The sequence below is a fragment of the Microbacterium sp. KKR3/1 genome, assembly GCF_021272365.1.
Taxonomy (GTDB): Bacteria; Actinomycetota; Actinomycetes; order Actinomycetales; family Microbacteriaceae; genus Microbacterium; species Microbacterium aurugineum.
The window spans coordinates 1-26880 of the sequence record NZ_JAJSDW010000005.1 but is presented as its reverse complement, the minus strand read 5'-3'; the positions used below and the strand labels follow the sequence as shown (position 1 = coordinate 26880).

Below are 26880 nucleotides of genomic sequence, written 5' to 3'. Positions count from 1 at the left end.
AGGAAGGAACAGAGGAATGAGCTGGTTTTGGGAGCCTCAGGAAAAACTGCCCGCTGACACGTTCGCCCCCACACCCGTCCGCAAGTACGGGAAGACCGTGATGATGCACTGCCAAGTACGGGCACCCAGGGGCGTCGTCGGAAGGCCACTGTGCGATCGAGGTGCGGGACATGGCGGACTCCACAGGACGCTCACCGGGGCGTTCTGGGACAACGAAACACAGGAAGGAACAGAGGGATGAGCGTTGATGTGGAGACGCTGACCAGAGATCACAAGGTCGCGGTCACGACAGACGAGGGCATCGTGTTTCACACGGTGCCCTCACTTATTTCCCAGCTCAGAGACGCAGTCTTCGGCGGGATGGAATCAACGGGCGGAAGTTCCATGAAAGCCCGTCTTCCGATCTCGGAAGCCGCCCTCGACCAGTACATGGTCATCGATAGACAGATCTCTGAGGTCTGGGTTCAGGCGTTCGAACGCGTTCCGGGTAAGGGTCAGCCGGAAGCGCTCCTCTCCGAATGGGCGGCCTGGGCAGAAGCTGAAACCATCGTGACCGCCGCGGGAAGAGACTGGTATGCGAAGGATCTCGTGGCGAAATGGGTGGGTCAGATCGAGGACTTCTTCAACCCACCCCGCCTGGCAGAGATAGACGCCAACTGCCCCAACTGTGATGAGCGCTACGTGTACTCGATCAGCGCCGGCGAGGAGGTCCGCGACTCCGCCCTCCGATTCAACCGCAGCCGAGCTACAGGTGAGACATTGGACGCCAGGTGTCTCGCCTGCGGTGAGATCTGGCTCCCGGTGCAGTTCGAACGCCTGGCTGTCGTCTTCGGCATCGACGTGGAGGCCAAGAAGAAAGCCCACTACGACGCGATGTCAGAAGTAGATGGGATTGTGGGGGAGTGAGCAAGAGCTACGAAGATCGGGTGAAGATCGTTGTCGCGGGTGACGCACCCGATCTTCGTTGCGCCATCGGATCACACGCGATGGATGCAACCATCACCGTCAACGATACGTGGGTCTACACGACCGTTGACGGGTATCCGATCTGTCCCGACCACGTGATCCTGATCGCCGACGCACGGACGCCAACAACCATCCCTGAGTCGCGCATCAAGCGCGTCCTCATTGACAATGATGAGGCTCGAGCACGGAAGAGCGCTCAAGACCAGCTGCGGGCCGCCATCAACGGCTCGCAGGCTGGCTGGATCTACTACCTGAGCATCGACAACCTGGTGAAGATCGGATACACGCGAGACCTGCAGCAGCGGTTGAGCGCCTATCCGCCCAACTCCAGGTTGCTCGCACTGCACCCCGGCACGAAAGACACCGAGCACGACATCCATAGTCGATTCGTGGAGCTCAGGGCTCGAGGGCGGGAGTGGTTTAGGTCGGGAGGGCAACTAGACCGTCATATCGAAGCCGTCATCGCTCAGTTCGGTCAGCCCGGTGCTGTCTTTAGACCGATGCGACATGCGCGTGTTGACCAACGACAGAAGTAGCGGATTGTGTTAATCTGAGGGTGCTCGGGATAACTCCGCCCGAAATCAGCCCTAGACGCCTCTCGTCTGGGGCTTTCTTGTGCTCCCGGTCAGCTCAGTGATCACTCCTGGCAAGCATCGGTGAGAAGCCGCTAGGCAAAGCGGCGACAGGCCCGCGTTCAAGGGGCCACCAACTGCACATGTGCTCGTTTCCCGGAGACGCATACGGGAGCATTCCGGGGTAGCTCAGCGGCAGAGCAATCGACTGTTAATCGATCGGCCGCAGGTTCGAATCCTGCCCCCGGAGCACAAGACACCTGCCCCCACTGGTCCACGGACTACGCCGCAGGTTTTCTCTTTCCTTCGACTCCACCCCCAATACCAAGGGAGAGTGATCGTGGATGTCATCGAAGTCACAGACGACACATGCCTGGCCTGCGACAACAACAAGGACGCCCCCGCGTTCGTCCGCGCCTACGTCTACGCCCGCTACCCATCAGGGGTGACCGCGGCCTTCTGCGCATCCCACGGACGCCAACACCGCGCCGAGCTCATCGCCAAAGGCGCGACGATATTGGATCTCTCGCACCTGGTACACGAATAGCGAATGAGGCCATGAGAATCCTCATTGCGTTCATCGCCGGCGCAACCCTCATCATCCTCTGGCACATCCTCGGATGGCCCTGGATTGGCTGGCTCTTCACCCGCATCCTCCCCGAAACCCCCACCGACTGGGCGGGCAAAGACCGGACCTGGATCAAAGGAGTGCTGCAGGATGCGTGAAGGCTGCTCGTGCAACGCCTGGGTCCGCGGCACCACACGTCAAGTCCTCCGATGGAGAGCAGAACACCACTGCCCCGACCGGCCCGAACCCGAAGGTGACATCCACATCGGGTCCGGCGCCCAGGTCGAGAACGCCGCACGCCACGAATACGACGGCATGGAAGCACGCATCGGATTCCAAAGGGAGACATCGTGAGTGACATCCGTGAAGTCCATGACGCAGTACGTTCAATGGCCTTCGACTGCGAGATCTGCGGTGACACCTACACCTCCATGCGTGCCGCCTGGCTCTGCGAAGAACGCGACATCCAAGAGGCCAAGGAAGCCCGCCGACCCGTACGTCACGTGATGCGGCCAGGCCGAGACAACTGGGAAGAAGACTGATTCAGATGGCTGAGCTCACGTTTCACATCTACATCGGTCTCGACGGTGAAGTGCCCCACCAGATCGCGTCTGTTACCGATGAAGTCGACTCGTTAGATGATGCGAGGCTTGCCCTAATCGGAGCCCTGAGGCAGACGTCATTCCGGATCTGAAGTCCCGGGGGGAGTCATGGTCTCATCCCGCACCGGACTCACCCCGCACCTCCGATTCCGCAAGGCAGTGCTCACCCGAGACCGCAAGGCCGGAGTCACCCACTGCCCAATCCCAGGATGCGGTGTCGAACTCGACTACGGCGTGAGTCGCCAGCCCAACAGTGCAGAGCCTGACCACATCATCCCCGCCGCGCAAGCAACGACGCTCGGCTGGACCGTCTGGCAACTAAACGCCCCCAGCAATGGCCGCACCATCTGTCGAAGATGTAACCAAAGCATCGGAGACGGGTCAGACCCCAAGCCAGCGACGAAGACCAAGGTGAAGCCAAGCGCAGGATGGTGACGTCAAACACAGTCACCACGCGCCACAGGCGCCTCATACACGCACGAACACCATACTCAGCGCCGGGAACAAGGGAAGGCACCCACAGAGGTCCACAGGCCCCCCCAGGGCGCCCACCCCCCCACCCCGGCGCCACGCTCGCACCCGCGGCATTGCGAGACTTTCACACACAGAGATCTGGGGGACGAAATGGGCCTCTCTGATCGTCTCCGTGAACACTTCGCCGACCAGTCGGAATCTGACCCCGCCGTGGCGGCTCTGGTCGTTGAGGCGTGCCGCATCGTGGATCGTCTGGACCACATCGACGCGATCATCACCGGCAAGGCGGAGTGGATCGAGCTCATGCACTTCCGCGTCGGCAACGGCGATGAGCAGACAGTGACGGTCACGTTGGATGGCGTTCTCGCCGAGGCCCGTCAGCAGTCGGCCGTCCTGAAGTCGCTGATGATGCAGCTCGGCGTTGGCAAGGCGGATATGTCCAGCAAGGTCGAGAAGGCGGTGGACCCTCTTGACGAAATCTCAGCCCGTCGCTCTGCTCGGGGAGGCGCCACCGCGCGTCCTGGTCGCACCAAGCGGATCGAAGGCTAACTCGTGGGAGGACGTAGCTGACCTTTCGGCTCGAGCGGGCGTTGTGCTCGACGGCTGGCAGGAGCTGATCCTCAAGACGGCTATGGGTGAGCGCCGGGATCGCACGTGGGCTGCGAAGCGCGTCGGCGTGACCGTGCCCAGGCAGAACGGAAAGTCTCAGCTTCTGGTATCCAGGGCTCTGGCCGGCGCGCTGTTGTTCGGTGAGAAGAAGATCGTCATCTCGGCCCATCAGCAGGATACGGCTCGGGAGGCGTTCAACAAGTTGCTCGAGATTCTCGAGGACGACGCCAACGGCTGGCTGATGGACCGGGTGAAGGGCGATGGTGCTCGGAAGACGGGCATCATGAACGCGATCAACCGCGAGGCCGTGAAGTTCAAGAACGGCGCGACGATCCAGTTCAAGGCCCGGTCGGGTACGGCCGGTAAGGGTTTCTCATCCGACTGTCTGATGCTGGATGAGGCGCAGATTCTCTCGCAGCGCGCATGGGTGTCGATCAACTCAACGATGTCGGCGATGCAGAACCCGCAGGTTTGGCTTCTCGGGACTTCTCCTCAGCTCGAGGACGACTCGGAGGTGTTCGAGTCGATCCGTTCCGCGGCGATCGAGGGGCGCTCGTCTGCTGCGGCGTGGTGTGAGTGGGGTGCGGATGTCACCTCTCCCGACTATGACCCTGCGAGTGAGTACACCCGTTGGTCGGCGAACCCTGCGTGGAACACCCGCGTGAACCACGAGGTCGTGGACGGCGAGTTCGAGACCTACCCGGAGGACAAGTTCGCCCAGGACCGACTTGGTGTGTGGCTGTCGGATCTTGGCGCCACGGGTACGCGTGCGGTATCGAAGCAGCAGTGGGAGGACACGGCTGTCGATGAAGCACCAGAAGGAAGCCGTGCGTTCGCGGTTGCTTTCAACCTCGCTGGTGATCGACTCGCTCTCGCCGGTGCCCGCAAGCACGAAGATGGCGTGCACGTGGAGATCATCGACGCACTCGAGGATGACCGCGGCGTTGAATCCGGTCTGGCGGCTCTCGCGGACTGGTTCTGTGAGCGTGACGACGATGGGACGCCACGGTGGCGGAAGTCGTCGGGTATCGCACTCTCAGGTCGCTCTGGGGCTCCTGCGCTGGCGCAACTGCTCCGCGATCGTCGCGTGCCTGACCGCTGGATTTTCCTTCCTTCGACTCCGAAGTACGTGGAGGCATGCTCCATGTGGCTTGAGGGGATGCGTGGCGGAACGATCACGCATCTCGCCGAGGGGCAGGAAGTCCTTGACGATTCTGTTGCGGTGACGGACGTGGACAAGCGTGGTGGGCTCTCCGCCACGTCTACCGATGGTGATGACACGCCTGTGGAGGCGGTCGCTTTGGCGCACTGGGTTGCCCGGACATCGCTGTTGAACTCGAAGCGAACGACGGAGAGAAAGGCGAAGTTCCTATGATTGCTCTCTCTGCCGTTGCCCCGACTGTTCCTGTCGACGAGCACGATGCGGACCTGTTTGCACGCCTGTTCGACACATGGCAGAAGAAGCAGTACCGCAACCTTCTGAGGACCGTGTACTACGAGGGAAAGAACGCCCTAAGGGACTTCGGAATCGCGGTCCCTCCGCAGATGCAGGAGGCGTTCACTCCACTCGAGTGGATCAAGAAGGGTGTCCATGCGGTCACCCGTCGGTCGGTGTTCGAAGGATTTGTCTCGTCGAGCGGGTCGGATGATCCATTCGGAATGTTCGGGATCCTGTCAGACAACCACTTCATGGAGGAGTTCCCGCAGGCCACCACGAGCTCTGCTATCCAAGCGTGCGCGTTCTTGACAGTGACGGACGGGGATGTGCAGTCGGGGGAGCCGGAGCAGCTTGTGCTTGCCCGTTCCGCGGATTCTTCTGCCGCCCTCTGGGATCGTCGTCGGCGTTCTCTGACTGGGTTTCTGTCGATCGTCGACACCGACGACTTCGGTCCTTCTGAAATGGTCATGTACACACCTGAGCGCGTGTACTCGATCGTGAAGAATGCGTCGAACCGGTGGGTCGTTTCGTGGATTCCAAACCGCCTCGATGAGGTGTCGGTGGCACGTCTTGCCTACCTGCCCGAGCTGAAGCGGCCGTTCGGTCACTCGAGGATCACTCGCACAGCGATGGGCCTCACGGATGCGGCTGTTCGCACGTTCCTACGGGCCGAGGTGTCCGCTGAGTTCTACATGTCGGACAAGTACTGGCTGTTCGGTGCGGATGTGACGAAGTTCATCGGCGATGACAAGTGGTCGGCGCTGATGGGTCGCATGAACGCGATCGACGTGGACACTATCGCTGGCGAGAAGATTGATATTCAGCGGTTCACCGGTTCGTCTCCGCAGCCCCACGTGGAGCAGATGCGGCTCATCCAGTCGATGTTCGCAGATGACCAGAATTTGGACGTGAAGTTCTCGGACGCGTCGAACCCGTCATCAGCAGATGCGATCTACGCGGCAAAGGAAGACCTCATCATCGACGTTCGCGACGCGAACCGGGTATGGGGGCGTGGCGCCGTTAAGGCTTTCCAGCTTGCGGTGCAGTTGCGTGATGGCACAGGAATGAACGACGAACTCCGGTCCATGTCGGCGCAGTTTACTGACCCAGCGATCGTTTCTCCTTCCGCTCGGGCCGATGCGTTCTCGAAGCTCGCGACGAGCATCGATGGGTTCGGATCCTCCCCGGTCGGGATGAAGTACGCCGGCCTGCCACTGGAGGACATCACCCAGTTCCAGGCGTGGAAGCAGCAGCAGGGCGCGGACGATCGCATCTCGCGCCTCGTGAAGGCGGCGGAAGGGCTGAGGAATGGCGACGCAGGCGCAGATTCAGCAATACCGGTTGGCGTCTCAGACGCTGGTGACGCTGGGGCAGTCGCAAATTCGTGACGTTCTGTCTGCATTCGGCCCTAGTTCGAATCCCGTCCTGGTCCGTGATGCTCTCATTCGGTACTTCCCGGATTTCATGACCGCATTCGGAGACACGGCAGCGGTGCTCGGGGCGGACTTCTACGACATGGTTCGTAATCTCCCCCCGAGCGCCGGCACCGTGCAGACGGTGTTCGCTCAGCCCGCGAAGGTGAAACAGTCCGAGGGTGTTGTCCGATGGGCCATCGGATCACTCTTCGCGGGGGAGTGGGACTCGTTCGAATCGGCTCTGCTAGGAGCATCACAACGCCTCATCCTGCAGCCTCAACGGGAAACCATCGACCTGATGGCACAGGCGGACGCTCGCTCGGGCCGAGTGTCCGCCGTGGCATGGTCGAGGCAGGTGCATCCCGAGCGAGCGCGAACGGGCAAGTCCTGTGACTTCTGCATCATGCTCGCCGGTCGCGGACCCGTATACCGATCTCAGGAAGCCGCTGGTGCCGTCGTTGGCCGCGGCTCTGACCGGACCGGCTTCGACGCAGATGGCAACCGTCTCTCCGGTGGGATTGGCGGCGGGATCACAACACGTGGTCTACAGGAGCGCGCTGCATCGTTCCACGACGAGTGCAACTGCACGACCGTCCCGACCTTCTACGAAGTCCAGGACCGTCCTGGCGGGCGCTACCCGCAGGTTCTCGTCCCCATCTCTTGACCCTCACTGGAGGGCTCTTCTTCCTCGTTCCGCGACTGGAACGGGGCGTCAGGCGGCGCGACTGCCGCATCACACATGGAGGACGCATGTCAACCGAAACCCCTGCCCCCGAGCTCGCCGCCGCAACGGCGGAGACGGCACCCAATGAGGTTCCTGGCGCGAAGCCGGATGAGCCGCTTGGTGCTCCTGGGCTCGCTGCTCTGAAGTCTGAGCGCGAGGCGAAGGCTGCCGCTGAGAAGCGCGCGGCTGCCGCTGAGGCGCGAATCAAGGAGTTCGAGGATGCGCAGAAGTCTGAGGCGGAGAAGCAGGCTGAAGCTCTGGCGGAAGCCCAGAAGCAGCTCGCTGAGCTGACGATCGCGAAGACACGCGCCGAAGTGGCCGCCGCAAAGGGCGTACCTGCCGACCTGATCAACGGGTCCACGCAGGAAGAGCTCGAAGCGTCGGCGGATGCGCTCATCGCATTCAAGGGGGCACAGGAGCCACAGCGGCTCATCGTCCCCAGCGAGGGTAGGTCACCCGACCTTGCCCTGAACGGTGATGGCCTCGAGGCCGCACTGCGGAAAGCTGTCGGCGCTCAGTAGCGCCCCAAACGATAGGAGAAGGTGATGGCGCAGACTGCACCCACCACTACCAGCGAATTCGCTGGATTCATCAAGCCCACCGAGGCGGGCGAGATCTTCGCGGAGGCGCGCAAGTCGTCTGTCGTGCAGCAGCTCGCACGCAAGATCCCGATCGGCGCGAACGGCGTCGAGATCGCCTACACGACCTCGAAGCCCACCGCATCGTGGGTCGCAGAGGCCGGACAGAAGCCGACCACCTCGGGCGGCAAGGCTCTGCGGAAGATCGGCCCGAAGAAGATCGCCGCGATCTCGGTCGTTTCGGCTGAGACTGTGCGCGCCAACCCCGGCGGGTACATCAACGACCTGAAGCTGGACATTGCGGAAGCATTCGCCCTCGCTTTCGATGCCGCGGCTCTGCACGGCACGAACACGCCGTTCGGCGCGGGGAACTACCTCGCAGCGACCACGAAGGCCGTCGAGCTCGGAACCGCAACCCCCGCACAGGGTGGCATCTTCGCGGATGTCAATGCCGGCCTGTCACTCCTCGTCAACGACGGGAAGCGTCTGACCGGCACGGCCTGGGATGTCCTCGCGGAGCCGCTGTTCAACGGAGCCGTCGACCTGAACGGTCGACCGCTGTTCATCGACAGCCCCACCGTTGAGAACGCCGCTGTTGTGCGCTCGGGTCGCCTTCTTGGTCGCCCGTCGTTCATCGGTGAGGGTGTCGCCGCTGGTGACATCCTCGGCTTCGGGGGCAACTGGTCGAAGGCTGTCTGGGGTGTCGTTGGTGGCATCACCTACGACGTCTCCACGCAGGCCACGGTGACGATCAACGGCGAGCTCGTCTCCCTGTTCGAGAACAACCTCGTCGCCATTCGCGCTGAGGCCGAGTACGGCTGGGACGTCGATGACGTCGAGTCGTTCGTCAAGTTCAACGAGCCGACCGAGGGCTGATGCGTCTCATGTCGCCCGCTGGCACCGTCGTCGAGTGCGACGGTGCCCTCGCGGAGAAGCTGAAACGCATGGGTTGGTCGGGCGAGTCCGCGAAACCGGTCGAGGTCAAGCGGAAGCCTGGTCGCCCCAAGAAGTCCGAGTAACAAGAGGGGAGGGTGCGCGATCCTTCGGGGCCGTTCACCCTCCCACCTTGACCGATCCCCACGAGGAGGCATCATGTCGAGTTGGACAGACCCACAGGATGTTCTTGACGCGTGGATCGGTGAGGGTGCACCAACAGATATCACGTCGATTCAGAACTGGATCGACCGCGCCGAGCGGATGATCCGTCGCACGGTCACAGACCTTCAGGAACGGATCGACGCTGAAGCGGAAGCCGAACCGCCGAGCGCTGAACTGCTCGAGACGGCGCGCGATGTGACTGTCGCTATGGTCGTGCGCGTGTTCCGCAACCCGGACGGTACGCGGCAGGTCAACACCACCACGACCACTGGTCCATTCTCCGATACCCGATCGGCAACGTTCGGTGGGGAGATTCCTGGTGGGCTCGGGATGACCGATAAGGAGCTCGGTTCACTCCAGGGCGCCACGGAGGGTGCTTTCAGCATCAACCTCATCCCGACGACATCCCCGTTCCACCCCGATTCCGTGCGCGCACCTTTCGAGGTCTGGTGATGTTTCGGAGGATCAGTGAGTACGTCGAGCACGGTGTGTTCGACGGTGGCGCGGAGGATGCCACCGGCAACCCCGTGGAGTCGTGGTCAGAACCTGAGACGGTGGGTGTCTACGCATTCGATCCCGGTTCATCGTCAGAGCCACGCGAGGGCAATGATCGGGTGATCGTTGAGCCCACCGTGTACATGCCGGCGGCAGTGGTGTTCGGGCACCGTGATGTCGTCTGGGCGCGCGGTAAGCGCTACGAAGTCGAAGGGGAGACCCGCGAGTGGGTGCACCCCACGGACAGCAACCGCCGCGCGAAAGTCGCAACTCTGCGAAGGGTGGATGGCTGATGGCGAATGTCCGCGTACAACTCAAGCTCCGCGGCTTGAACGCACTGATGACCTCCCGTGAGGCTACCGCCGCGGTTGTCCGATCAGCCAAGAAGATCCAAGCCGCCGCCGGAGAAGACTTCGAGGTTGACGTGGTGCCGCACAGGTGGACTGCCCGTGCGTATGTGCGAGCAAAGAACGCTCGCGGTATGCGTGAGGAAGCCCGTAACAAGGTGCTCACCCGTGCGTTGAACGCCGCGAAGGAGTCCTGATGCCGGCCGTCGAGCTCCCTGACCTTCCCGTCCTGGCGATCAGCTTCATCCGTTCGAAGACGACGTGGACGGATGTTTCCACGAAGGTGAAGAACCCGCGCCCAGCCAAGTACGTGCAGGTCATCGACGGCGGCGGACCCGCGAATCGGGTGTTCGTCGATGCGTTGCTCACCGTCACGGTCGGCGCGGATGCTTCCGGTGGGGAGAACGGTGACACGATCGCCCGACGTGAGGCACGGAAGCTGCATCACGCGTTTCTGAACGACTCGGCTGAGATGCCCCTGGTGCGCGGGGTGGAGTCAGTGTCCTCCCCATACTTCGATCCCGACCCGGACACGGGCGGCGACAGGTACTCGTTCACGATCCGCTGGCGGGTCCGTGGCGCCCGAGTAAACTGAAAGCGGCCCCAAAGAGTGCTGGTAACACTCTCGGAGCCTAACCAGATCACCTAGTACTAGTAGGAGAGTCATGGCTGAAACTAAGCCTACATTCACATGTTCCGTTGACGGATGCACCAGCGGCGGAAGGCGGGGCAACGCCGAGTACTGCTCGATGCACTACCAGCGGGTACGGCTAAATGGATCTCCTGGCTCCCCGCACCCGCGAAAGCGACCTTCGGCGGAGGTTGCCCAGAGCGACGGCACGTCTTGGCGAGTATGCCCCGAGTGCGAGGATGCGAAGCCAGATGTCGACTTCCACCGTGGTAGTCACAACGGGCGAAGCTACCGTTGCCGAGATTGCGCGTCGAAGTACGTCAAGGCTCGATGGGCATCTAACCCGGAGAAGAGTCGAGCTGATCGGCGCGCTCAGTACCGGGCGAACCATGACCGCAACCGCGAACTGAGCGCTCAGCGCTATCGACGCGACCCACTTCGGGTCAAGGTGAAGAACTGGCGCGACCTGGGGCTCGACATAACCGCGGATGACTACCTCCGAATGCACGAAGAACAGGGAGGCCGATGCGCGATCTGCGATACCACGGAGGCCGCGAACGGCAAGGCTCTTGCTCTGGACCACTGCCACGCAACGAATCGCGTTCGTGGCCTTCTGTGCGATGACTGCAACGTCGCCCTCGGGCGATTCAAAGACAGCCCGGATGCTTTGAGGCGGGCGATCACCTACCTCGAAGCGTAAACCGCAATCACCAACCAAAACCCCGTCCTAGTGGCGGGGTTTTTGCATGAAAGGAGTTGGCCGATGGTCAACAGTGAACTGGCAAGGATCTGGGGCAGCGACAACAACTCGATCTCACTCGCGCCGATCGGGACCACCCTCCCGACCGATCTCACGACTGCTCTCGATGAGGACTTCGAGGACGTCGGGTGGATCCACTCGGATGGTCTCACGGAGGCTCTGACGGGCTCGCCGGAGAAGATCCGTGGATGGCAGGGCAACGGTGTTGTCCGCACCCGCATGAACGAGCCCGGTACGACCGTCTCGTTCACCGCTCTCGAGACGAAGGGCCAGACTCAGGCTCTCCGATACCACGAGAAGTCCTTCTCGACGACGACCGGTGTCCGTACGGCGACCCGTGGGGCTGGGCAGCGGATCTCTGCCCGTGCGGCAGTCATTGACCTGTTCGACAGCGACGACGACGACATCCAGATGCGGATCGTGATCCCGCGTCTCGAGATCGCACCCAACGGCGACCTCGTGTACGCGAACACCGACATCGCCGGCTACCCGTTCATTGGGGAGATCATCGGCGACTACACGTCTATCTCCACGGACCTCGAGGCCGCGTAATGGTGCGCCTCGAGGAAGGCGTGCTGTACCGGACGGACCGGAACGGGAACGTGAAGCGAGTGGAAGACACCGTTTCGTCGAAGAAGTCTCGGAAGAAGTCGACCGACGACAAGTCGGAGCCGGTCGCTTCCGACTGAAAGACCGGGTGGCGGGTTCTGACCCCAGGCCCGCCACCTCCTTCACTCATGGGGTCGAACCGCTACACAACGAATGGGGTTACTGAAATGGCTACAACCAAGCCTGCCGACCGGAAGCCGAAGGTCGATACCAAGGACGGCATCTCTACCGTCACCATCAAGGGCATCACCGTGAAGATCGACAAGGATGCACTCGATGACTTCGAGCTCCTCGACGACCTCGCGAAGATGCAGGACGGCGAGGGCGCGCGGATCGCATCTGTCGCACATCGCCTCTTCGGGGACGACTTCAAGACCGTCATGGACGGACTACGCGGCGACAACGGCCGCGTCTCGGTCGAAGTGGCATCTGAGTTCATCTCCGAGGTTCTGGCGGCTGTAGCCCCAAACTCGTAAGCCTGGTCGGCGCCCTCCACGAGCATGAGGGAGCGTTGAGGGCGTCCCTCCAGGCGGTATACGGAATCAGGCTTTCCAACCACGACTACGGGGTGCTCGAGCTCGCCGATCTAGTCGCGAACCTTCCCCCCGGCTGTGCCCTCTGGAAGGCCGCTGGCGGGCCGTTGGCGTGGACAGACGAGACACACATGCTCGCCCGCGTCGATTACGGCGTCAGGGTGCTGGCCTGGATGAAAACCGAAGACGGGCAGAAGGGCCGCAAGGCTCCGAAGCCCGAGGAACCACCGCCCGCACATGGCGAGGTGCGCGCAGAAGAGAAGCGCATGAATGCCCGCGCCGAACAGTGGGCTAGGCGAAACGACCGTTCCGCCTAGCCGAAGTAAACCGTTCCGCTTGGTGAAGTTAGCGCCACGGCGCCGACTTCACCGGGCGAGACGGTGAACACCAGCGGATACTCGATCGTTGCGCCAGGCTGCATGGCGTCAAGGAGTCGGAACCTAGCCCCATCCGTGAAGGTAACGGCGCTGTACCCCTCCTCGATCCCGTCGACCGTGAGGCTGAAGTCAAGATCATCGCCGGGGGATGCCGCCACTTCACCGAGTCGGGTGATCGTCAGATCAACTACCTGATGCACGGCGTCGGAAGGGTACTCATCTTCGTACCCTGTCTCGCCGTCGTGGAACGCGATCACGTCAGCGGTCTTGTCGGCGGGGGCAGCGACGGTGACCTCCCACGCATCAGTCGAGTCTTCCCCGAGATCAGCTACGACATAGGTCTCTCCGAACGGGATCGGGTTCTCCAGCGTGCCAATCTCGGGGGCCACTTCTTCCGCCTGTTGCGTGACCGCGGTCGGTCCCACTGTTGAGCCCGTCTCCGCCACCGATGAACAGGCCGTGAGAGCCAGTCCAATCACGAGCACTCCTGTTGCTGCCGAAATTCGTTTCATGCCCGCATCGTACCGGGCTTCCCGACATTAGGAGGCTCTCGATGCCCGGCACAGAAATCGCAAACGCCTACGTAGCTCTCCATGTTCGGATGCCTGGGGTGAAGAGCGACATCGATCGCGAGCTCGGCGGCTCTGGCGTTGGGTCTGTGTTGGGCAATCGGGGCAAGGCTTGGGGGGGCATCCTCACTGGCGCTGTAGCGGGTGCAGCTGCGGCGGGAGTATCGAAGGCGATCTCCTTGGTTACCGGGTCCATCGACGCCGCGATCAAGCGAGTTGACACCCTGAACAACTTCCCGAAGATCATGGCGAACCTCGGGTACTCGGCCGACGATGCGAAGGCGTCGATCGACAAGATCTCCAAGAGCTTGATCGGGTTGCCGACGACCCTCGACGGCATGGCCTCGGCGGTGCAGCAGCTCGCACCGCTCACGGGCTCTCTGGGTGAGGCAACCGACCTCTCGCTGGCGCTGAACAACGCGCTCCTCGCAGGCGGCAAGAGCACGGAAATCCAGGCGAACGCCATGGAGCAGTACGTCCAGCAGCTCGCGATCGGCAAGGTCGACATGACTGCATGGCGGTCGATGGTCTCTGCGATGCCTGGACAGATGGACCAGCTGTCGAAGTCCCTACTGGGCGCGAATGCGAAGCAGACCGACCTCTACGCGGCGATGCAGTCCGGTTCGGTGACGTTCGATCAGTTCAACGCTGCGATCCTGGCGCTGAACAAGGACGGATACTCCGGGTTCGCGTCATTCGCCGAACAGGCGAAGTCGGCCACGGACGGCATCGCAACCTCGCAAGCAAACCTCGCGACCGCAGTCACCCGGACCCTCGCGACGATAATTCAGAAGCTCAAGCCAGCGATCGATGCATTCCTGTCGGGTGCGACTCAAGTTGTGAACGCGATGGGTCCGGTACTGGGCGGGATCGTAGATATTGCGTTCGCGGTTGGAGATTGGGCGGCGGCGAACAAGGACTGGCTCGTGCCGATGGCGATCGTCGTCGGCACGCTCACGGCATACGCCAAGGCTGTCAGCTTTGCACGGGCCGTGCAGGCTGCTTTCGCGGCGGCAAGCTATGGCGCCGCGGGTGCGACCTATGCGGCTGGGTTTGCGGCAAAGATCGGTGCTGCTGCGTACGCTATCCAGAACTCGTCCCTGGTGACGCTGATCGCGTCCCTCCGCGCGAATGAGGCATTGTCGCTGCGGACGAAGATCGCGATTGTCGCGAGTACAGTCGCCACGAACGCGGCAACTGTCGCGAACAAGGCACTGAATCTCGTACTCCGTGCGAACCCGATCGGCCTTATCATTACGGCGATCACCGCCCTCGTCGGTGCTCTGGTGTGGTTCTTCACGCAGACAGAGCTCGGTAAAGCAATCTGGGCTGAGTTCACCCGCTTCCTCGGTGAGGCATGGGCGAACATCTCAGCGTTCTTCACCGCCGCGTGGGAGAACGTGATCCAGCCGGTATTCAAGGCCATCGGTGACATCGCCGTGTGGCTGTGGGAGAACGTGCTGTCTCCGGTGTTCGACTTCATCGGCAAGGCTGTGGAGTTCATCGCCGCCGCGTTCAAGTTGCAGTTCGACCTCATCGTGAACGCGTTCCGTCTGGTCGGCGCAATCGCGAACTGGCTGTGGGTGAACGCCCTGCAGCCCGTGTTCACGGCGATCGGTGGCATCGTGACGTGGCTGTGGAAGAACGTTCTCGAGCCGTACATCAACGGGTGGGCGATCCTCTTCCAGTGGTTGTGGGAGACGGTCCTGTCGCCCGTGTTCGGGTTCATCGGTGACGCCGTGAATGCGATCGGCCAGGTGTTCGAGTGGCTGTATCTGAACATCGTGAAGCCGGTGTGGGATGGGATCTCGAAGGCGATTCGTGACGCTTGGAAGTGGATCGAGGCGAACGTCTTCAAGCCGTTCGGTGTCGGTATCGACCTGATCGGCAAGGCGTTCGAGAACACGGCGAAAGCGATCGGCAAAGCATGGGATGGCATCAAGAAGGCCGCCGCGGTCCCGATCAACTTCGTTCTCGACACGGTGTGGAACAAGGGTCTTCGGTCGTTCTGGAACGACATGGTGGGCACTCTCGGGCTCGACGATATGAAGCTCCCGAAGGCGCCGCTGGTGAAGTTCGCTTCCGGTGGCGTCATGCCTGGGTACACGCCTGGTCGTGACGTTCACCAGTTCTGGTCGCCGACCGCGGGAGGGCTCGCGCTCTCCGGTGGTGAGGCGATCATGCGCCCCGAGTTCACTCGCCTCGTCGGCGGTGCCTCTGGGGTGGATGCTCTGAACGCTGCGGCCCGAAACGGGAAGCTCCCGTTCGGTGACGGCGCCGGGAACTTCTTCGGTGACGTGTGGGACAACATCACGAAGGCTGCGTCGGTGGCGTGGGAGTTCATGACGAACCCCGCGCAGGCGATCAAGTCTCATGTGATCGACGGGATTATCCGTCCCCTGATGGGGGATCAGAACATCTTCGGGAAGACCGTGGGTGGGCTGGCGGAGAAGACCCTGATGGGGTTCGTTGACCTGTTCAAGGCCGCGGCGCCGAAGGGTGTCGGGACGAAGGGGATGGGCTGGGAGGCGATGTGGAACATCGTCCGCAGTCAGGTTCCTGGTTCGGTGATGACGTCGAACTTCCGTCCTGGTGCGAAGACCGTCAACGGCGGTCAGTCGTATCACGCTCTCGGGCGTGCGATCGACATCGTGCCGGCGTCCATGGCGACGTTCAACGCGATCGCGAAGCTGTTCCCGAACGCGTCTGAGCTGATCTACAGCCCTGCCGGAAGCCGGCAACTGCAGAACGGTCGCCCGTTCAACGGGTGGTCGGATGCGGTGCGACGACAGCACTACAACCACGTTCACCTCGCCATGGCGAACGGTGGCGTGGTGCCGAAGCTGTACGACCAGGGCGGGTGGCTCCCAGACGGTGGCCTGGCCGTGAATCGGTCCGGGAAACCGGAAGCGGTGCTCACGCCCGCAGAGTCGAGCGCGCTGCGCAACGGACTCGGCGGGATGCCATCGGAGCTCGTGATCGTGGATGTTCACGGTGACCTGATCGGTCGCATGCGTATCGAGGCTGAACAGACGTTGAGTAAGGCAGTTCCGTCTCGAGCGGCGGCGCACGTCGCCCTCACCACCTGACCGCCCACTAGTGAGTGGCCCCGCCTAACAGGCGGGGCCACCTGCGTTGAGGAGTCCGAATGGTTGACAAGAGCGTGGGAACGGCGGGAACCCTGCGGGTTTCCGATGACGGATCTACAGTCCGTTACTACGTCCTGTGTAGCGACCCATCAACGAACGTTGGCACGTATCGCTATGCGATCAATGGGACGAACTACACGATCTATCTTCCTGCGGGGTTCGGGAGCAAGCTGCTCGGGTCGCGCACGTATACCGCAAGCGGCACAACGTCGCTGTCGCAGCAGGCCACCGGCACCCTGGGCCTGGGCGGCGCTGAATCGATGACGGTGTCGATCACTCGTGCTCTTCCTGCGGCGCCGTCTGGACTGTCAGTGGCTCGCGTTTCGGACACCCAGCACACGTTGACGTGGACAAGGAACGCCACCTACACGAGCGTCGTGGTCCAGCGGGTTACGGACAATGGTCCTTGGCAACAGATCGGTGTCCCCACTGGGAACGCGTTTACTTTCACGGACACGACCACGGTTGCGGGCAAGAAGTACAACTACCGCGTTGCCGGCAAGACTCCTGCCGGGCAATCCGGCTGGTCCAACGTCGACACCGTGTACACGACCCCTGACGCCCCTACTGGAGTCTCAGCGTCCCGAACGGGTGACGATATCGTTGTCTCGGTATCGGGGCGGCCTGCGTGGGTTTCTTCATATGACGTGCGTGATGGTGCGACGGTAGTCGCAACGGGTGTGCTGATGCCCTGGACGCACGTCTCACCGAACCCCGCGACTCCGCACACGTACACGGTTCGGGCTGAGGTTGACTCTCTTACGGGTGCGTACTCGGAGCCATCGAACACGGTCCAGCTCCTCGCAGCACCGAACGCGCCCACTGGGCTCGACCCTAACGGTTCGGTGCGTCCGGATGACGCTGATGTTCGCTTCGCATGGGTGCACAACCCGGTCGACTCTTCTGCGCAGACAGCTTATGAGGTTCGATACCGAGTTGTGGGAAGCCCGACATGGACAACCGTCTCTGGGGCGACAGACGAATACCGCGATCTCGCTCTCGCCGTAGGCGATTGGGAGTGGGGTGCACGCACCAAAGGTTCACACCCGGACTGGTCCCCTTGGTCGTCCACCGCCACACTGTCGGTCATAGATCGCCCTGGCGTTGCTATCACCCAACCGGAGACCGAGTGGGATGCGTCAACGCTTACTGTGGAGTGGTCGTGGCTGCAGGTGCAGGGACGACCGCAGTCCGTGTGGGAGCTCGAACTTCTCGACGGCAACGGGGACACAGTAGAGGTACGTTCCGGTTCCGGCGCATCGACGAGTTTCACGCTCAGTACGCGCCTCACCGAGGGGGATTGGACCGTTCGGGTTCGGGCGGCCACGGGTGAGGTGTGGTCCGACTGGGCAGCCCAGGCGTTCACCGTCGCGTTCGACCCTCCTGCCGCGCCGTCGATCGCTGGCACGTGGGATGAGGCCGAAGGCGGAGTGCAGCTCACCGTGTCCCCAGGGGATGGGGAGGAGTTTGCGCCGACCGTTTTTGTCATCGTTGAACGTTCTATCGATGAGGGGGCAACGTGGGAGAGCTTTGTCGAGGTGACGGAGGACACCGTGACTGTCGACAGGGAGTCGCTCAGCTTCGGAGAAACGCTCTACCGCGCCACCGCATTCACTGCGGAGGGAGCTACCTCAACCTCTGATGTTGTGGTTCCCGCGGACTCGGGGGCGTTGTGGCTGGCCGGCGGGGAGGGTTTCGGGATATCGGGACGGCTCCCATTTGACCCGTCCGTGAGGATCACACCGCGTCGAGAGCGTGCCCTCAAGCAGTACGCGGGCCGTTCGCAGCCTGTGGCGCTCACTGGGTTGGCACTATCGCGCGTCGTGGCCGTATCTGGGGTTACAACCGACAGGGACAGCGATACGGCAGATGTCGAGCTGCTCACGCGGTTGGCGCAAGCATCCACGTCCCTGTTCCTGTTCCGCGATCCTGACGGCCGCCGCATCTACGGAATGGTCGACGAGATTCCACTCGCCCGTCAGTCATCCAGCATCCACGAGGACGGCTGGGAAGGGCTGTGGGGGTACAGCTTCACGCTCACGGAGGCCACATGATCGCCTGGACATTCGAGCTACTCGACTCCGAAGACCGACCCCTCGGACCCCTCGACGGGGTTACCGGGGGGTCGGCCGAGGTAGTAGCGCAGGCCGTTCTCGGTGGGTCCGGGTCTTTGCAGATGGACCACAGTCGTGACATCGATTGGATGTCCCACCGAGTTCGGGCCACATACGTGAACGGTAGCGTCACGTGGCCTGTCGGCACTTATCTGCTTTCCTCTCCGACCGAGAACCACTCTGCGGTCGGGGTCAGCTACACCGTGGACTTGCTGACGAAGATGAATGTTGTCAGTGAGGACACGGTAGAAGATCGGTACTCACTCCCGGCTGGCACAGAGATCATTCCTGCTGTCGTCGAGGTGATCGAATCCTCGGGCGAGGTTCGCATCGCTGTCACCGAGTCGGCGTCGGTTCTGCCGTCAGCACTCACATGGGAGGCGGGAACTTCGAAGCTCACGATCATTAACGATCTACTGCAGGCCGCCGGGTACTGGTCACTCTGGTGTGACGGCTCGGGGCTGTTCCGTGTAGAGCCCTACGTTGATCCAGCTTCTCGTCCGGTGAGCTTCGAGTTCAAGCATGGCGAGGCGTCCGTTCACTTCCCGGACTGGTCGTCCGAACAAGACAATACGTCTGTTCCGAACCGGTTCATAGCGGTCGGGCAAGGCGATGAGGATGCGCCACCGCTGGTCGGGGTGGCGACCAACGAAGATCCGGAGTCCCAGTACTCCTACCAGGCGCGGGGTCGGTGGATTACTGCGAAGGATGAAGGCGTGGAGGCTGAGTCGCAATCGGTGATCGATCAGTACGCGGCGAGGAGATTGCGCGACGCGATGACTCCCGTCTCCCGTCTCACGGTAACTCACGCGATGCTCGCGCTTAATCCGAACGATCTCGTCGCCTTCATCCCAGAAGATGGACGCCGGCGCCTAGCAACCGTGCAGCGAATGACCTGCTCATTCTCCTTCGATACCGACATTCAAGCAGAGTGGCGGGAGGTCACCTGATGGCGTCCCTCATGGCCCCGTTCCTGGATCACCTCAACCTTGTCCTTGACCGGATCGCGAAGCTGGGCGCACGAATCGATTTGATGCCAACCATAAGGTGGGCGACCGTTACACAGGCTTCGCCCTTGAGGGTGCAGATTGACGGGGACGCGGAGCCGTTGTCCGTGACGCCCCAGACCGTGGTCAATGGACTGCTGGTCGGGACGCGAGTGGTCTGCGTGGAGCAACACCGCAGAGTGCTTGTCCTCGCCGGGAACGATCGCACTGACAATCCATACCAGCCGTGGGCTGTGGCTTCCGGTGTCACTGCGGTGTCCGCGTCAGGATCTACGACGGTCACCTTGCCCGCTGGCAGGTTTAGCCAGCCGCCGAACATTGTGTGCACCGCGTTGTCGGTCGGCTCCATCGATATTGCGCGCGTATTCTCCGGGGCCTCGACGACGAGTTTCAGCGTGAATGTCTTCACATCAACCGGAACGCAGGTAGCTAGGTCCGTCTATTGGCAAGCGGTACAGATGACGCCGGGGAGTGCATCAGGATGAGCGATCCAACCTTTGTTTCAGCGAACGTATGTTGCTCCACGGACGGCTGCGTGAACGAGGGTGTTGTTCTCACAGTCCAGGTCGACTCTGAGTCTCCCTCGGTGCAGTGCGGACCGTGTGGCGAGTCCATCGCCCTGATCCCACCAGGTGACGACTGATGGGCGGCTCTGGCGTCATCGTCAACCTGGGTGGTGGGCGTGGTTTTCTCCGTGAAGCGCCGGCGAAGTCTCTGGCCCGGATCGACCGGGCATTGGGTCACCGGATGCAGATCACGGAGGCGTTGCGTTCGTGGGCTCAGCAGAACGAGCACTATCAGCGGTACTTGAGGTATGGGTACCCGATCGCGTTGAACCCGAACACGCCCAGCATTCACCAGTTGGGCGCGGCGATCGATTCCGATGAGGCGCAGAAGCATCTCGCGTTGATGGCGGAGCACGGGTGGGTTCGAACCGTCTACCGGTGGGTGAACGGGGTGTGGACGCTCGTCGAGCGTTGGCATTTCGAGTACGACGAGAAGCGCGACAAGCACCGTCACGAAACGGTGTCGCTGGTGCAGTCGTCGAATGGTGCATGGCATCTCCCGGACCCGCTCAGTGGCGGGAATGTGGCACCCCCGATCGAAGAGGAACCCGAGGAGGACACGATGAAGGTATTCGGATACAAGCGGCCCGGTGCAGACGAGCGCACGTACTACGTGACGATGGATTTCGCTGGCGGGCTCTGGGATGAGTCGGTGAGCGACAAGCCTGAGTATGGGGTGTCGATCGCGAAGAACTGGGGCGGCGGTGCGCCCATGCTCTCTCTTGGGCACCGTGACCAGCTTGCGGCGAAGTTCGTGATGCGGTGGCCCGAGCTCGCATCGATGACGGATCGCTGATGCGCGCGCTGAAACGGGCGTGGGGGAAGGTGGCGAAACCCCGACATGTGAAGGTCATCTACCTGGTGATCTACGCCCTGTCTGCCCTGATCGGGGTCGTGACGTTGGTGAACCCGCCGCAGACGATCGCTGGCGAGGTGGGGCCGTTGCTCACGACCGTGTGGGCAGGTCTGTTCATCGTCGGCGGTGTCGTCGGGACGGTCACGGTGTTGCCGGGGTGGTGGTGGGCTGAGCGTCTCCTCGGGATCGCACCGATCCTGATCGGCCTCGCTATCTACCTCTCCGTTGTGATCGTCCTGCACTGGCAGGCGCTCGAGACGGGCGGTTCACGGGCCACACAGGTCGGCATCATCCTGCTCGCCGCGTCCCCGTTCATTCTGAGGTTCTTCTTCATCAAGGAGTACAGCTACGAACCACGCGCGAGGTGACTATGGATGGCGCATTGATCGTCTCGTACCTGTTGGCTCTCGGTGTCGGGGGCATCCTTCTCGAGCTCGTGAAGCGTTTCGTCGATGCCCTGTCTGGGCGTGGACGGAAGCGCCGTGACGAGGTGAACCGGGCGTGGGACCACGCCGACGAAGAGGCGCGCAAACGGCGCATCTCCGAGGAACACACATCGCAGGTGCGTCGGCTTCTGATCGAAGCGCCGTGCGTGGACAACAAAGACATCCCGCCCTACCCGAACTACAAGGAGTAACCATGAGCAAGGTATTCAACCGCACCGTCCGGAAGTGGATCTATGGCCTGTTGCTGGCCGGGTTCCCGGTCGCGTGCTTCTACTTCCCGGACCTCATCCCGGCCGCGCCCCTGTGGCTCGCGCTGGCACTCGCGGCCCTCAACCTCACCCCGAGCGATGTCGCCGAGAAGGACGACGTTCTCGCGTCTCTCGCGGGCCTGTCTGACTCGGAGCGTGAGGCGAGCATCCAGGCCGCTGCAGCTCGGAAGGGGTACTGATCATGGCTTTCACGAATGAGACGAAGGAAGTGGCGGCTCTGGCTGCCGCTGGCCGTGGGGACTGGATCAGCCTGCACACGGGGGATCCGGGAACGACCGGTGCGAACGAGGCTACAGGCGGCTCGCCGGCCTACGCGCGCAAGCAGACCGTGTGGAGCGGTGGCTCTTCGGATGGTTCCGTGCCGGGGTCTGTCGTGGCGTTCGACGTCCCTGCGGGCGAGTACACGCACATCGGCGTGTGGACGGCTTCGACTGCTGGAACGTTCGTCGGCGGGTTCGCCCTGGCATCATCGACTGGTGAGCTTCCGGGGCAGACCACCGTCAACGCCACACCTGCCATCACGGTGGGATGATGTCCTACGCGGATCGTCTCGCTGAGGTCATCGACGGTTTCGTGGATGAGGCGGTCGCTGAGGCTACCGCCCCTCTTCGGACCCGAATCCTCGAGCAAGACGAAACGATCTCGCAGCTGCTCGAGCGGATCGCGGTCCTCGAGAAGCCCAAGGATCCTGACGGGTGGGTGTCGTTCTACGATTCGACGTTCGAGAAGAACGACGGGTGGACACTCCGGCAGGAAACCCAGTCGAACGACAACTCGTACAACGCGCCGAAGAACGTGATCTTCGGTGACGGGATGACGATCGTCGGGCGGCGCGAGAGCCTAGGAAAGCGCCCCTACACGTCCGGGGATGCCCTGGGCCGTCACATCCAGGTGCCGAACTACTTCCGCGCTGACGTGACCGCGGTCCTGCCGACCGAGTATGGACAGTGGCCGTGCCCGCTGTGGTTCCGCCCGCTCACGCACGGCGACTCGGGTGAGCTCGACGTGTGCGAGACGTGGCCGTACGACTGGCCGCAGACCGGCGCGAAGGCGTGGGCGACGTTATGGGAGAACTACACGTCGAAGCGGAAGCTGAACGCTGGCCTGCCCTACGCGGGACTCCCGAACATGGATCCTGCCGCACCTCACACGCACACGATGGTGAAGACCCGTGGACGTCTCGAGGTTCTCATCGACGGGGCGCGCGTGTGGTGTTGGGAACGTGGGGCGAAGTACATCCCCTCCGAGCGGATCAGCCCGACCCCGGACTGGTATGACGCCGTGTACGAGATCCCCGACCGGCTCTGGTACCCCCGGGTCACGCTGCAGATCGGCGGACCGAACGCACAGGAGCCGAAACCGGACTGGCAGGAGTCGCGGATGGTGGTGAGCCGTCTCCGCATCTACAAGGAGGCGTAATGACCGTCACGCTCAAGATCTCCGGTGACGACCTCACAGGTGTGTGGGACTCCGAACTCACTGCAGCGAACCCGCTGATCGTCGCGGACACGATCAGCGGGGTTCCCTGGTATCGGGTCACATCGTCGGCGGCGACGAAGATCATTGGGAAGTCGCCCCTCGGTTCACCGTCGACCACCTACTTCGGGTTCCGGTACCGGGCAACTGGGAACCCGTCGTCGTCACAGGTCATCCTCCACCCGTTCACCTCGGGCGGGTCGACGTCGTTCCGTCTGCGGCGTGGCAGTACCGGAACGATCATCCTTGATGGCGCATCGTCGAACGGACTGGACACGTCGTCGGTGACGGCGACGAACACCGACTATGCGATTACCGGGTCCGTGTCTGCCACGGCAGCGTCAGTGACGATCACCGCGGCGGACGGCACGACCGTGATCGATACGATCAGTGCCACGAACACGTTCGGGCTGGTTGACAACTGGCGGATGGGGCAGATTGGTTCCAGCCCTGCCCTGCCCGACTGGCTGTTCCGCATGCTGCTCGTCTCCGACACTCCCGTCACTGCGGCGATGGTCCTCGAGACCCCCGACGCGCTCGGCGCCACACAGGTCGGCATCATCGGTGACTCGAACATGGGTGGCCTGGGCGACAACAGCTACTACTACGACGCGTTCGTGGACGCTGGGCTCAGCACCCGAGATGTCTACTTCTGGGGCGTCGGTGGGAAGCGTATCGCCGTCGCGGACCTGACGGGGAAGACAGCAGCGAACAACATCGCGGACGCGACCGCATGGCTGGGTTCGATCGACACGTGGGTGATCGCCCTCGGCACGAACGACCGGCCCCAGTCCGATTCGACGATCAATGCGGACATCGACACCCTGCTCACCGCGATCGGTGGTACGGCGAAGATCATCTGGATCGGTCTGACGTCGAAAGCAACAGCATCCACGGACGACATCCGCGTCAACGGACTCATTCAGGCGAAGCTCACCGCGCGTGGGAACGCGGAGTTCGCAGACTGGGACACGTACATTCGTGGGATCGATGGGGGAGCGAACCCGTCACCGTACTGGTTGACGACGGACAGCACCCACATGACCCCGCTGGGCTACGAGGTTCGGTCCGCGTACGTCGCATCGTTGCTCGTGGATGACACGCCTGTTGATGTCGACGGGACGGGCGTTCTCACACTGTCTGGTTCGGCATCCCGCACGGTCACGGTGGGGCGCTCTGCTACGGCGACTCTTGGTGTCTCCGGGGCTGCTTCCGTCACAGTCGCGGTGGATAGGTCCGGTTCGGGCGCTCTTGTTCTCGCCGGCGCTGCAACACGCGCTCTGGTCGTTGACCGGGGCGCGTCTGGTGGACTGGGCTTGAACGGTTCCGCAGAATCCTCCTTGACCGTCGACAGAGACGCTACAGGCGAGCTAGTTCTAGTTGGGGCGGCAACGACAGCGGGGGCCGCGGACAGGACCGCAGAGGGCACGCTGGGGCTCGGTGGCACGGCTACCTTCTCAGTGTCCGTGGAGCGCACTGGCACTTCCGCGCTGTCCCTCAGCGGCACAGCCACGGTTACGGCTGAGGTAGGTCGTGCTGCGGATGCCGTCCTGTCGCTTGGGGGAGTGGGCTCGGTGGCGTTCAGCATCATGCGGAATGCGCTCGGCGCCCTCGCCCTCACAGGCACAGCGCACACAGGGAACGCGAGCCCGGTCCCTGACGTGCGCACCCTCACCGCAGTGGATGTGGGCCACACTCTCACCCCAGTTGGCTTCACTCGAACGTTGGAGGACGCATGATCGTGAAAGAGAACGACACCCACCCGGTCGAGTTCAAAGCCAACGCGGACCTCACCGGGGCGACCGTGCGTCTCACCGCCCGAACCCGGACCGGTGAACCCATCGACCTGCCCTGTTCGATCGTCGACGCCGGCGAGGGACTCGTGCAGCACGTCCTCACCGGGGAACTCCCGGTTGGCACGTACCGTGTCGAGCTGGAAACGACGATCAGTGGCGCGGTGGTCACGTTCCCCAACAAGGGATACGCGACACTCACCGTCGATCGAGACCTCGACTGAACCGACCCCCACCATGCTTCCCCCCGGAGCATGGTGGGGGTCGTTCGTCGTTGGAGTGGGCCCGCCTACACCGGAAGAACCAGGTCGTCGGACAGCGGGACCACCCAAACCCGACCATACCCGAGTGTCCCCGGTCGGCCGCATCATGGGAAGCATGACCCAGTGGCACCCGATCTTCTGGACCGACGAGCCACAACCCGGCCTGTGGGTAATGCGCTCACCGGGCGATGTGGAATCGTTCGGACGCATCGAGATCCGGCGCGTGTCCGGCGTTGTCCGCTACAAGGTCACCCTGTACAGCGACGTCATCGGGTGGTCGAACACCCTGTCCCACGCCTGCGAACGGCTCTACGCGGCATACAAGCAGCAACGGGAGGACGTGTACAAGGGGCCACCGAACGGGCGTCAGTGATTGCGGGTTACCGCAATCGTGGCGGACCAGGGACAGGGACTGTTGAAGTGTTGGGTGGGGCGACGCCGTAATCCGTGTCGTCCTCAACAGACCAGAAGTCTTGTTCACTGAGCCAATGGCACCAGAGGGCGTCGCTCTGCAGCCTGATGCGAAGGGGGCGCCCATTGTGCTCGCTCTTCCAAGCGGCAACCGAGACGACGGGACCGACACCGCGGTGAATGCGTCGGGTCACCACCTCCTGAATGGCTGGCACGAGGTCGTAGTCGGCGGACATCACGATCGCCACGTCCATGTCGTCGTTGTGAGCCATGGAGACAAGGTCCACCGCTAGCGCGACATCGATACCCTTCTCGCGGGGAGCGGCACAGCCGGGCTCGCCCCAGTCCTCTGGGTAGCGGAGGTCATTGAAGCGAGGGCGTACCTTGTTGTTCCTGGACCATCGGGCAGCCTGACGCTGGAACGCATTGTATCCGCGGGGGTCATGCTGCTGCGTAGGGCGCCCCCGGTAGATGCGGATCTGAGTCAGCTCGACCTCCACGCCCATGTTCTCTGCGTGTTTGCCGGCGAGGAGTAATGCCAGGTCGATCGGATCAGCCTGACCCTTGTATGCGGGGCTGTCGTCGTATCCGAACGCTTCACGTGCGCGCTTGTAGATGTTCTGCCAATCGAAGAAGACAACGACGCGCTCGGCCACGAGACACTCTTCCGGTAGAAAAAGCCCCGCCGTGATGCCGAGGGCATCAAGACGGGGTGGATTACCTGTAACCCTAACCAGGCTTTACAGCATGCGTCAACTCCGCGATGTCTGACCCCGCGAGCACAATCGAGCCCATGACGCCCGCTGACCTTCTCGCTTTCGAAGCCCAACACCCCCACCAGACCCCAGAGAAGACAGAACGCATCCGCCGCGAGCTCGGGATCACCGAGGTGCGTTACTACGTCCTCCTCGCCAGGGCAGCACGATCCGCTGAGGGGATCGCAGCACACCCCATGACGGCACGGATGGTGCGAGAGCGGGCGGAGCGATCAGCGGACGGCCGAGAGCGTCGAGCAGCCTGACCCGAATGTGTGCACCTCTGTGTGTACTCCGCCGCCTCGGTCGAGGTATGCTGGCTAGAAATCAAGGGTTTGTGGGCGCGATTCGATCTACACCGTTTCACTCGTAATGAAAAGGTCGTCAGTTCGATTCTGACAAGCGGCTCC

The 26880-nt window shown here is 62.6% G+C and carries 35 protein-coding genes and 1 tRNA gene; 34 read left to right on the top strand and 2 right to left on the bottom strand.

Features of this window, described 5'->3' with window-relative positions; translation table 11 throughout:
- Window positions 1–237 precede the first annotated feature (237 nt).
- From LVJ59_RS17575 to LVJ59_RS17485, 20 genes are all read left to right on the top strand, one after another.
- Window positions 238–906: a hypothetical protein gene (locus tag LVJ59_RS17575; RefSeq protein WP_232764014.1), complete on the top strand. Its 669-nt coding sequence runs from the start codon at window positions 238–240 to the stop codon at window positions 904–906.
- Entirely contained in the window at window positions 903–1502 is a 600-nt protein-coding gene (locus LVJ59_RS17570) for a GIY-YIG nuclease family protein (RefSeq protein ID WP_232764013.1), read from the top strand. Before LVJ59_RS17575 ends, LVJ59_RS17570 begins: the two co-directional genes overlap by 4 nt.
- A gap of 214 nt (window positions 1503–1716) precedes the next feature.
- A tRNA-Asn gene (locus LVJ59_RS17565) sits at window positions 1717–1788 on the top strand.
- A gap of 90 nt (window positions 1789–1878) precedes the next feature.
- On the top strand, window positions 1879–2085 hold the full coding sequence (locus tag LVJ59_RS17560; protein ID WP_232764012.1) for a hypothetical protein: 207 nt from the start codon (window positions 1879–1881) through the stop codon (window positions 2083–2085).
- A gap of 11 nt (window positions 2086–2096) precedes the next feature.
- The gene (locus LVJ59_RS17555; protein WP_232764010.1) at window positions 2097–2264 is read left to right on the top strand and encodes a hypothetical protein; all 168 of its coding nucleotides are present in this window, start codon (window positions 2097–2099) and stop codon (window positions 2262–2264) included.
- Between the two features lie 192 nt (window positions 2265–2456).
- Window positions 2457–2648: a hypothetical protein gene (locus tag LVJ59_RS17550; RefSeq protein WP_232764009.1), complete on the top strand. Its 192-nt coding sequence runs from the start codon at window positions 2457–2459 to the stop codon at window positions 2646–2648.
- Between the two features lie 684 nt (window positions 2649–3332).
- The gene (locus LVJ59_RS17545; RefSeq protein WP_232764007.1) at window positions 3333–3731 is read left to right on the top strand and encodes a hypothetical protein; all 399 of its coding nucleotides are present in this window, start codon (window positions 3333–3335) and stop codon (window positions 3729–3731) included.
- Between the two features lie 43 nt (window positions 3732–3774).
- A complete protein-coding gene (locus LVJ59_RS17540; protein ID WP_232763999.1) occupies window positions 3775–5166 on the top strand; it encodes a terminase large subunit domain-containing protein in 1392 nt (463 codons plus the stop codon).
- On the top strand, window positions 5163–6617 hold the full coding sequence (locus tag LVJ59_RS17535; RefSeq protein WP_232763997.1) for a phage portal protein: 1455 nt from the start codon (window positions 5163–5165) through the stop codon (window positions 6615–6617). Before LVJ59_RS17540 ends, LVJ59_RS17535 begins: the two co-directional genes overlap by 4 nt.
- A complete protein-coding gene (locus LVJ59_RS17530; RefSeq protein ID WP_232763995.1) occupies window positions 6538–7308 on the top strand; it encodes a hypothetical protein in 771 nt (256 codons plus the stop codon). The genes LVJ59_RS17535 and LVJ59_RS17530 overlap by 80 nt, the downstream gene beginning before the upstream one ends.
- 86 nt (window positions 7309–7394) lie before the next feature.
- Window positions 7395–7889, top strand: coding sequence for a hypothetical protein (locus tag LVJ59_RS17525; RefSeq protein WP_232763993.1), 495 nt, complete (start codon window positions 7395–7397; stop codon window positions 7887–7889).
- A gap of 24 nt (window positions 7890–7913) precedes the next feature.
- Window positions 7914–8822 (top strand): phage major capsid protein, encoded by a 909-nt coding sequence (locus LVJ59_RS17520; RefSeq protein WP_232763987.1) that lies wholly within the window; start codon window positions 7914–7916, stop codon window positions 8820–8822.
- A gap of 216 nt (window positions 8823–9038) precedes the next feature.
- Window positions 9039–9497: a hypothetical protein gene (locus LVJ59_RS17515; protein WP_232763986.1), complete on the top strand. Its 459-nt coding sequence runs from the start codon at window positions 9039–9041 to the stop codon at window positions 9495–9497.
- Window positions 9497–9832, top strand: coding sequence for a hypothetical protein (locus tag LVJ59_RS17510; protein ID WP_232763985.1), 336 nt, complete (start codon window positions 9497–9499; stop codon window positions 9830–9832). The genes LVJ59_RS17515 and LVJ59_RS17510 overlap by 1 nt, the downstream gene beginning before the upstream one ends.
- Window positions 9832–10083, top strand: a complete 252-nt coding sequence (locus LVJ59_RS17505) for a hypothetical protein (RefSeq protein ID WP_232763984.1) — start codon at window positions 9832–9834, stop codon at window positions 10081–10083. Before LVJ59_RS17510 ends, LVJ59_RS17505 begins: the two co-directional genes overlap by 1 nt.
- A complete protein-coding gene (locus LVJ59_RS17500) occupies window positions 10083–10481 on the top strand; it encodes a hypothetical protein (protein ID WP_232763983.1) in 399 nt (132 codons plus the stop codon). Before LVJ59_RS17505 ends, LVJ59_RS17500 begins: the two co-directional genes overlap by 1 nt.
- Window positions 10482–10551: 70 nt before the next feature.
- Window positions 10552–11217, top strand: coding sequence for an endonuclease VII domain-containing protein (locus LVJ59_RS18185; protein ID WP_374199094.1), 666 nt, complete (start codon window positions 10552–10554; stop codon window positions 11215–11217).
- 63 nt (window positions 11218–11280) lie between these two features.
- A complete protein-coding gene (locus LVJ59_RS17495) occupies window positions 11281–11829 on the top strand; it encodes a hypothetical protein (RefSeq protein WP_232763982.1) in 549 nt (182 codons plus the stop codon).
- Between the two features lie 224 nt (window positions 11830–12053).
- Window positions 12054–12362, top strand: coding sequence for a hypothetical protein (locus tag LVJ59_RS17490; RefSeq protein ID WP_232763981.1), 309 nt, complete (start codon window positions 12054–12056; stop codon window positions 12360–12362).
- Window positions 12363–12454: 92 nt separating this feature from the next.
- Window positions 12455–12736, top strand: coding sequence for a DUF5361 domain-containing protein (locus LVJ59_RS17485; protein WP_308191520.1), 282 nt, complete (start codon window positions 12455–12457; stop codon window positions 12734–12736).
- On the opposite strand, the gene LVJ59_RS17480 is transcribed toward LVJ59_RS17485, so the two are convergent.
- Window positions 12733–13308: a hypothetical protein gene (locus tag LVJ59_RS17480; protein ID WP_232763979.1), complete on the bottom strand. Its 576-nt coding sequence runs from the start codon at window positions 13306–13308 to the stop codon at window positions 12733–12735. The two genes, LVJ59_RS17485 and LVJ59_RS17480, sit on opposite strands and share 4 nt — an antisense overlap.
- 236 nt (window positions 13309–13544) lie before the next feature.
- Here LVJ59_RS17480 and LVJ59_RS17475 point away from each other — a divergent pair, with 236 nt between their 5' ends.
- From LVJ59_RS17475 to LVJ59_RS17415, 13 genes are all read left to right on the top strand, one after another.
- A complete protein-coding gene (locus tag LVJ59_RS17475) occupies window positions 13545–16454 on the top strand; it encodes a tape measure protein (RefSeq protein ID WP_232763978.1) in 2910 nt (969 codons plus the stop codon).
- Window positions 16455–16513: 59 nt separating this feature from the next.
- Entirely contained in the window at window positions 16514–18568 is a 2055-nt protein-coding gene (locus tag LVJ59_RS17470; protein WP_232763977.1) for a fibronectin type III domain-containing protein, read from the top strand.
- A gap of 269 nt (window positions 18569–18837) precedes the next feature.
- Complete coding sequence (locus LVJ59_RS17465) at window positions 18838–19578, top strand: hypothetical protein (RefSeq protein WP_232763976.1); 741 nt, start codon at window positions 18838–18840, stop codon at window positions 19576–19578.
- 11 nt (window positions 19579–19589) lie between these two features.
- Complete coding sequence (locus LVJ59_RS17460; RefSeq protein WP_232763975.1) at window positions 19590–20120, top strand: hypothetical protein; 531 nt, start codon at window positions 19590–19592, stop codon at window positions 20118–20120.
- Window positions 20121–20277: 157 nt separating this feature from the next.
- Window positions 20278–20997: a hypothetical protein gene (locus LVJ59_RS17455; RefSeq protein WP_232763974.1), complete on the top strand. Its 720-nt coding sequence runs from the start codon at window positions 20278–20280 to the stop codon at window positions 20995–20997.
- Window positions 20997–21425, top strand: a complete 429-nt coding sequence (locus LVJ59_RS17450) for a hypothetical protein (protein ID WP_232763973.1) — start codon at window positions 20997–20999, stop codon at window positions 21423–21425. Before LVJ59_RS17455 ends, LVJ59_RS17450 begins: the two co-directional genes overlap by 1 nt.
- A 2-nt stretch (window positions 21426–21427) precedes the next feature.
- A complete protein-coding gene (locus LVJ59_RS17445; RefSeq protein ID WP_232763972.1) occupies window positions 21428–21694 on the top strand; it encodes a hypothetical protein in 267 nt (88 codons plus the stop codon).
- Between the two features lie 2 nt (window positions 21695–21696).
- Entirely contained in the window at window positions 21697–21951 is a 255-nt protein-coding gene (locus LVJ59_RS17440) for a hypothetical protein (RefSeq protein WP_232763971.1), read from the top strand.
- 2 nt (window positions 21952–21953) lie between these two features.
- Window positions 21954–22304 carry a hypothetical protein gene (locus tag LVJ59_RS17435; protein ID WP_232763970.1) on the top strand — a complete coding sequence of 117 codons (351 nt, stop codon included), beginning with the start codon at window positions 21954–21956 and terminating at the stop codon, window positions 22302–22304.
- Window positions 22301–23191 carry a hypothetical protein gene (locus LVJ59_RS17430; RefSeq protein ID WP_232763969.1) on the top strand — a complete coding sequence of 297 codons (891 nt, stop codon included), beginning with the start codon at window positions 22301–22303 and terminating at the stop codon, window positions 23189–23191. Before LVJ59_RS17435 ends, LVJ59_RS17430 begins: the two co-directional genes overlap by 4 nt.
- On the top strand, window positions 23191–24987 hold the full coding sequence (locus LVJ59_RS17425; RefSeq protein ID WP_232763968.1) for an SGNH/GDSL hydrolase family protein: 1797 nt from the start codon (window positions 23191–23193) through the stop codon (window positions 24985–24987). Before LVJ59_RS17430 ends, LVJ59_RS17425 begins: the two co-directional genes overlap by 1 nt.
- Complete coding sequence (locus LVJ59_RS17420; protein ID WP_232763967.1) at window positions 24984–25265, top strand: hypothetical protein; 282 nt, start codon at window positions 24984–24986, stop codon at window positions 25263–25265. Before LVJ59_RS17425 ends, LVJ59_RS17420 begins: the two co-directional genes overlap by 4 nt.
- Window positions 25266–25419: 154 nt before the next feature.
- Window positions 25420–25677, top strand: coding sequence for a hypothetical protein (locus LVJ59_RS17415; protein ID WP_232763966.1), 258 nt, complete (start codon window positions 25420–25422; stop codon window positions 25675–25677).
- A 7-nt stretch (window positions 25678–25684) separates the two neighbouring features.
- Here the strand turns inward: LVJ59_RS17415 and LVJ59_RS17410 are convergent, their stop codons facing one another.
- Entirely contained in the window at window positions 25685–26371 is a 687-nt protein-coding gene (locus tag LVJ59_RS17410; RefSeq protein WP_232763965.1) for an NYN domain-containing protein, read from the bottom strand.
- Window positions 26372–26478: 107 nt separating this feature from the next.
- On the opposite strand from LVJ59_RS17410, the gene LVJ59_RS18180 reads away from it, so the two are divergent.
- A complete protein-coding gene (locus LVJ59_RS18180; protein ID WP_374199093.1) occupies window positions 26479–26736 on the top strand; it encodes a DUF3263 domain-containing protein in 258 nt (85 codons plus the stop codon).
- Window positions 26737–26880 lie beyond the last annotated feature (144 nt).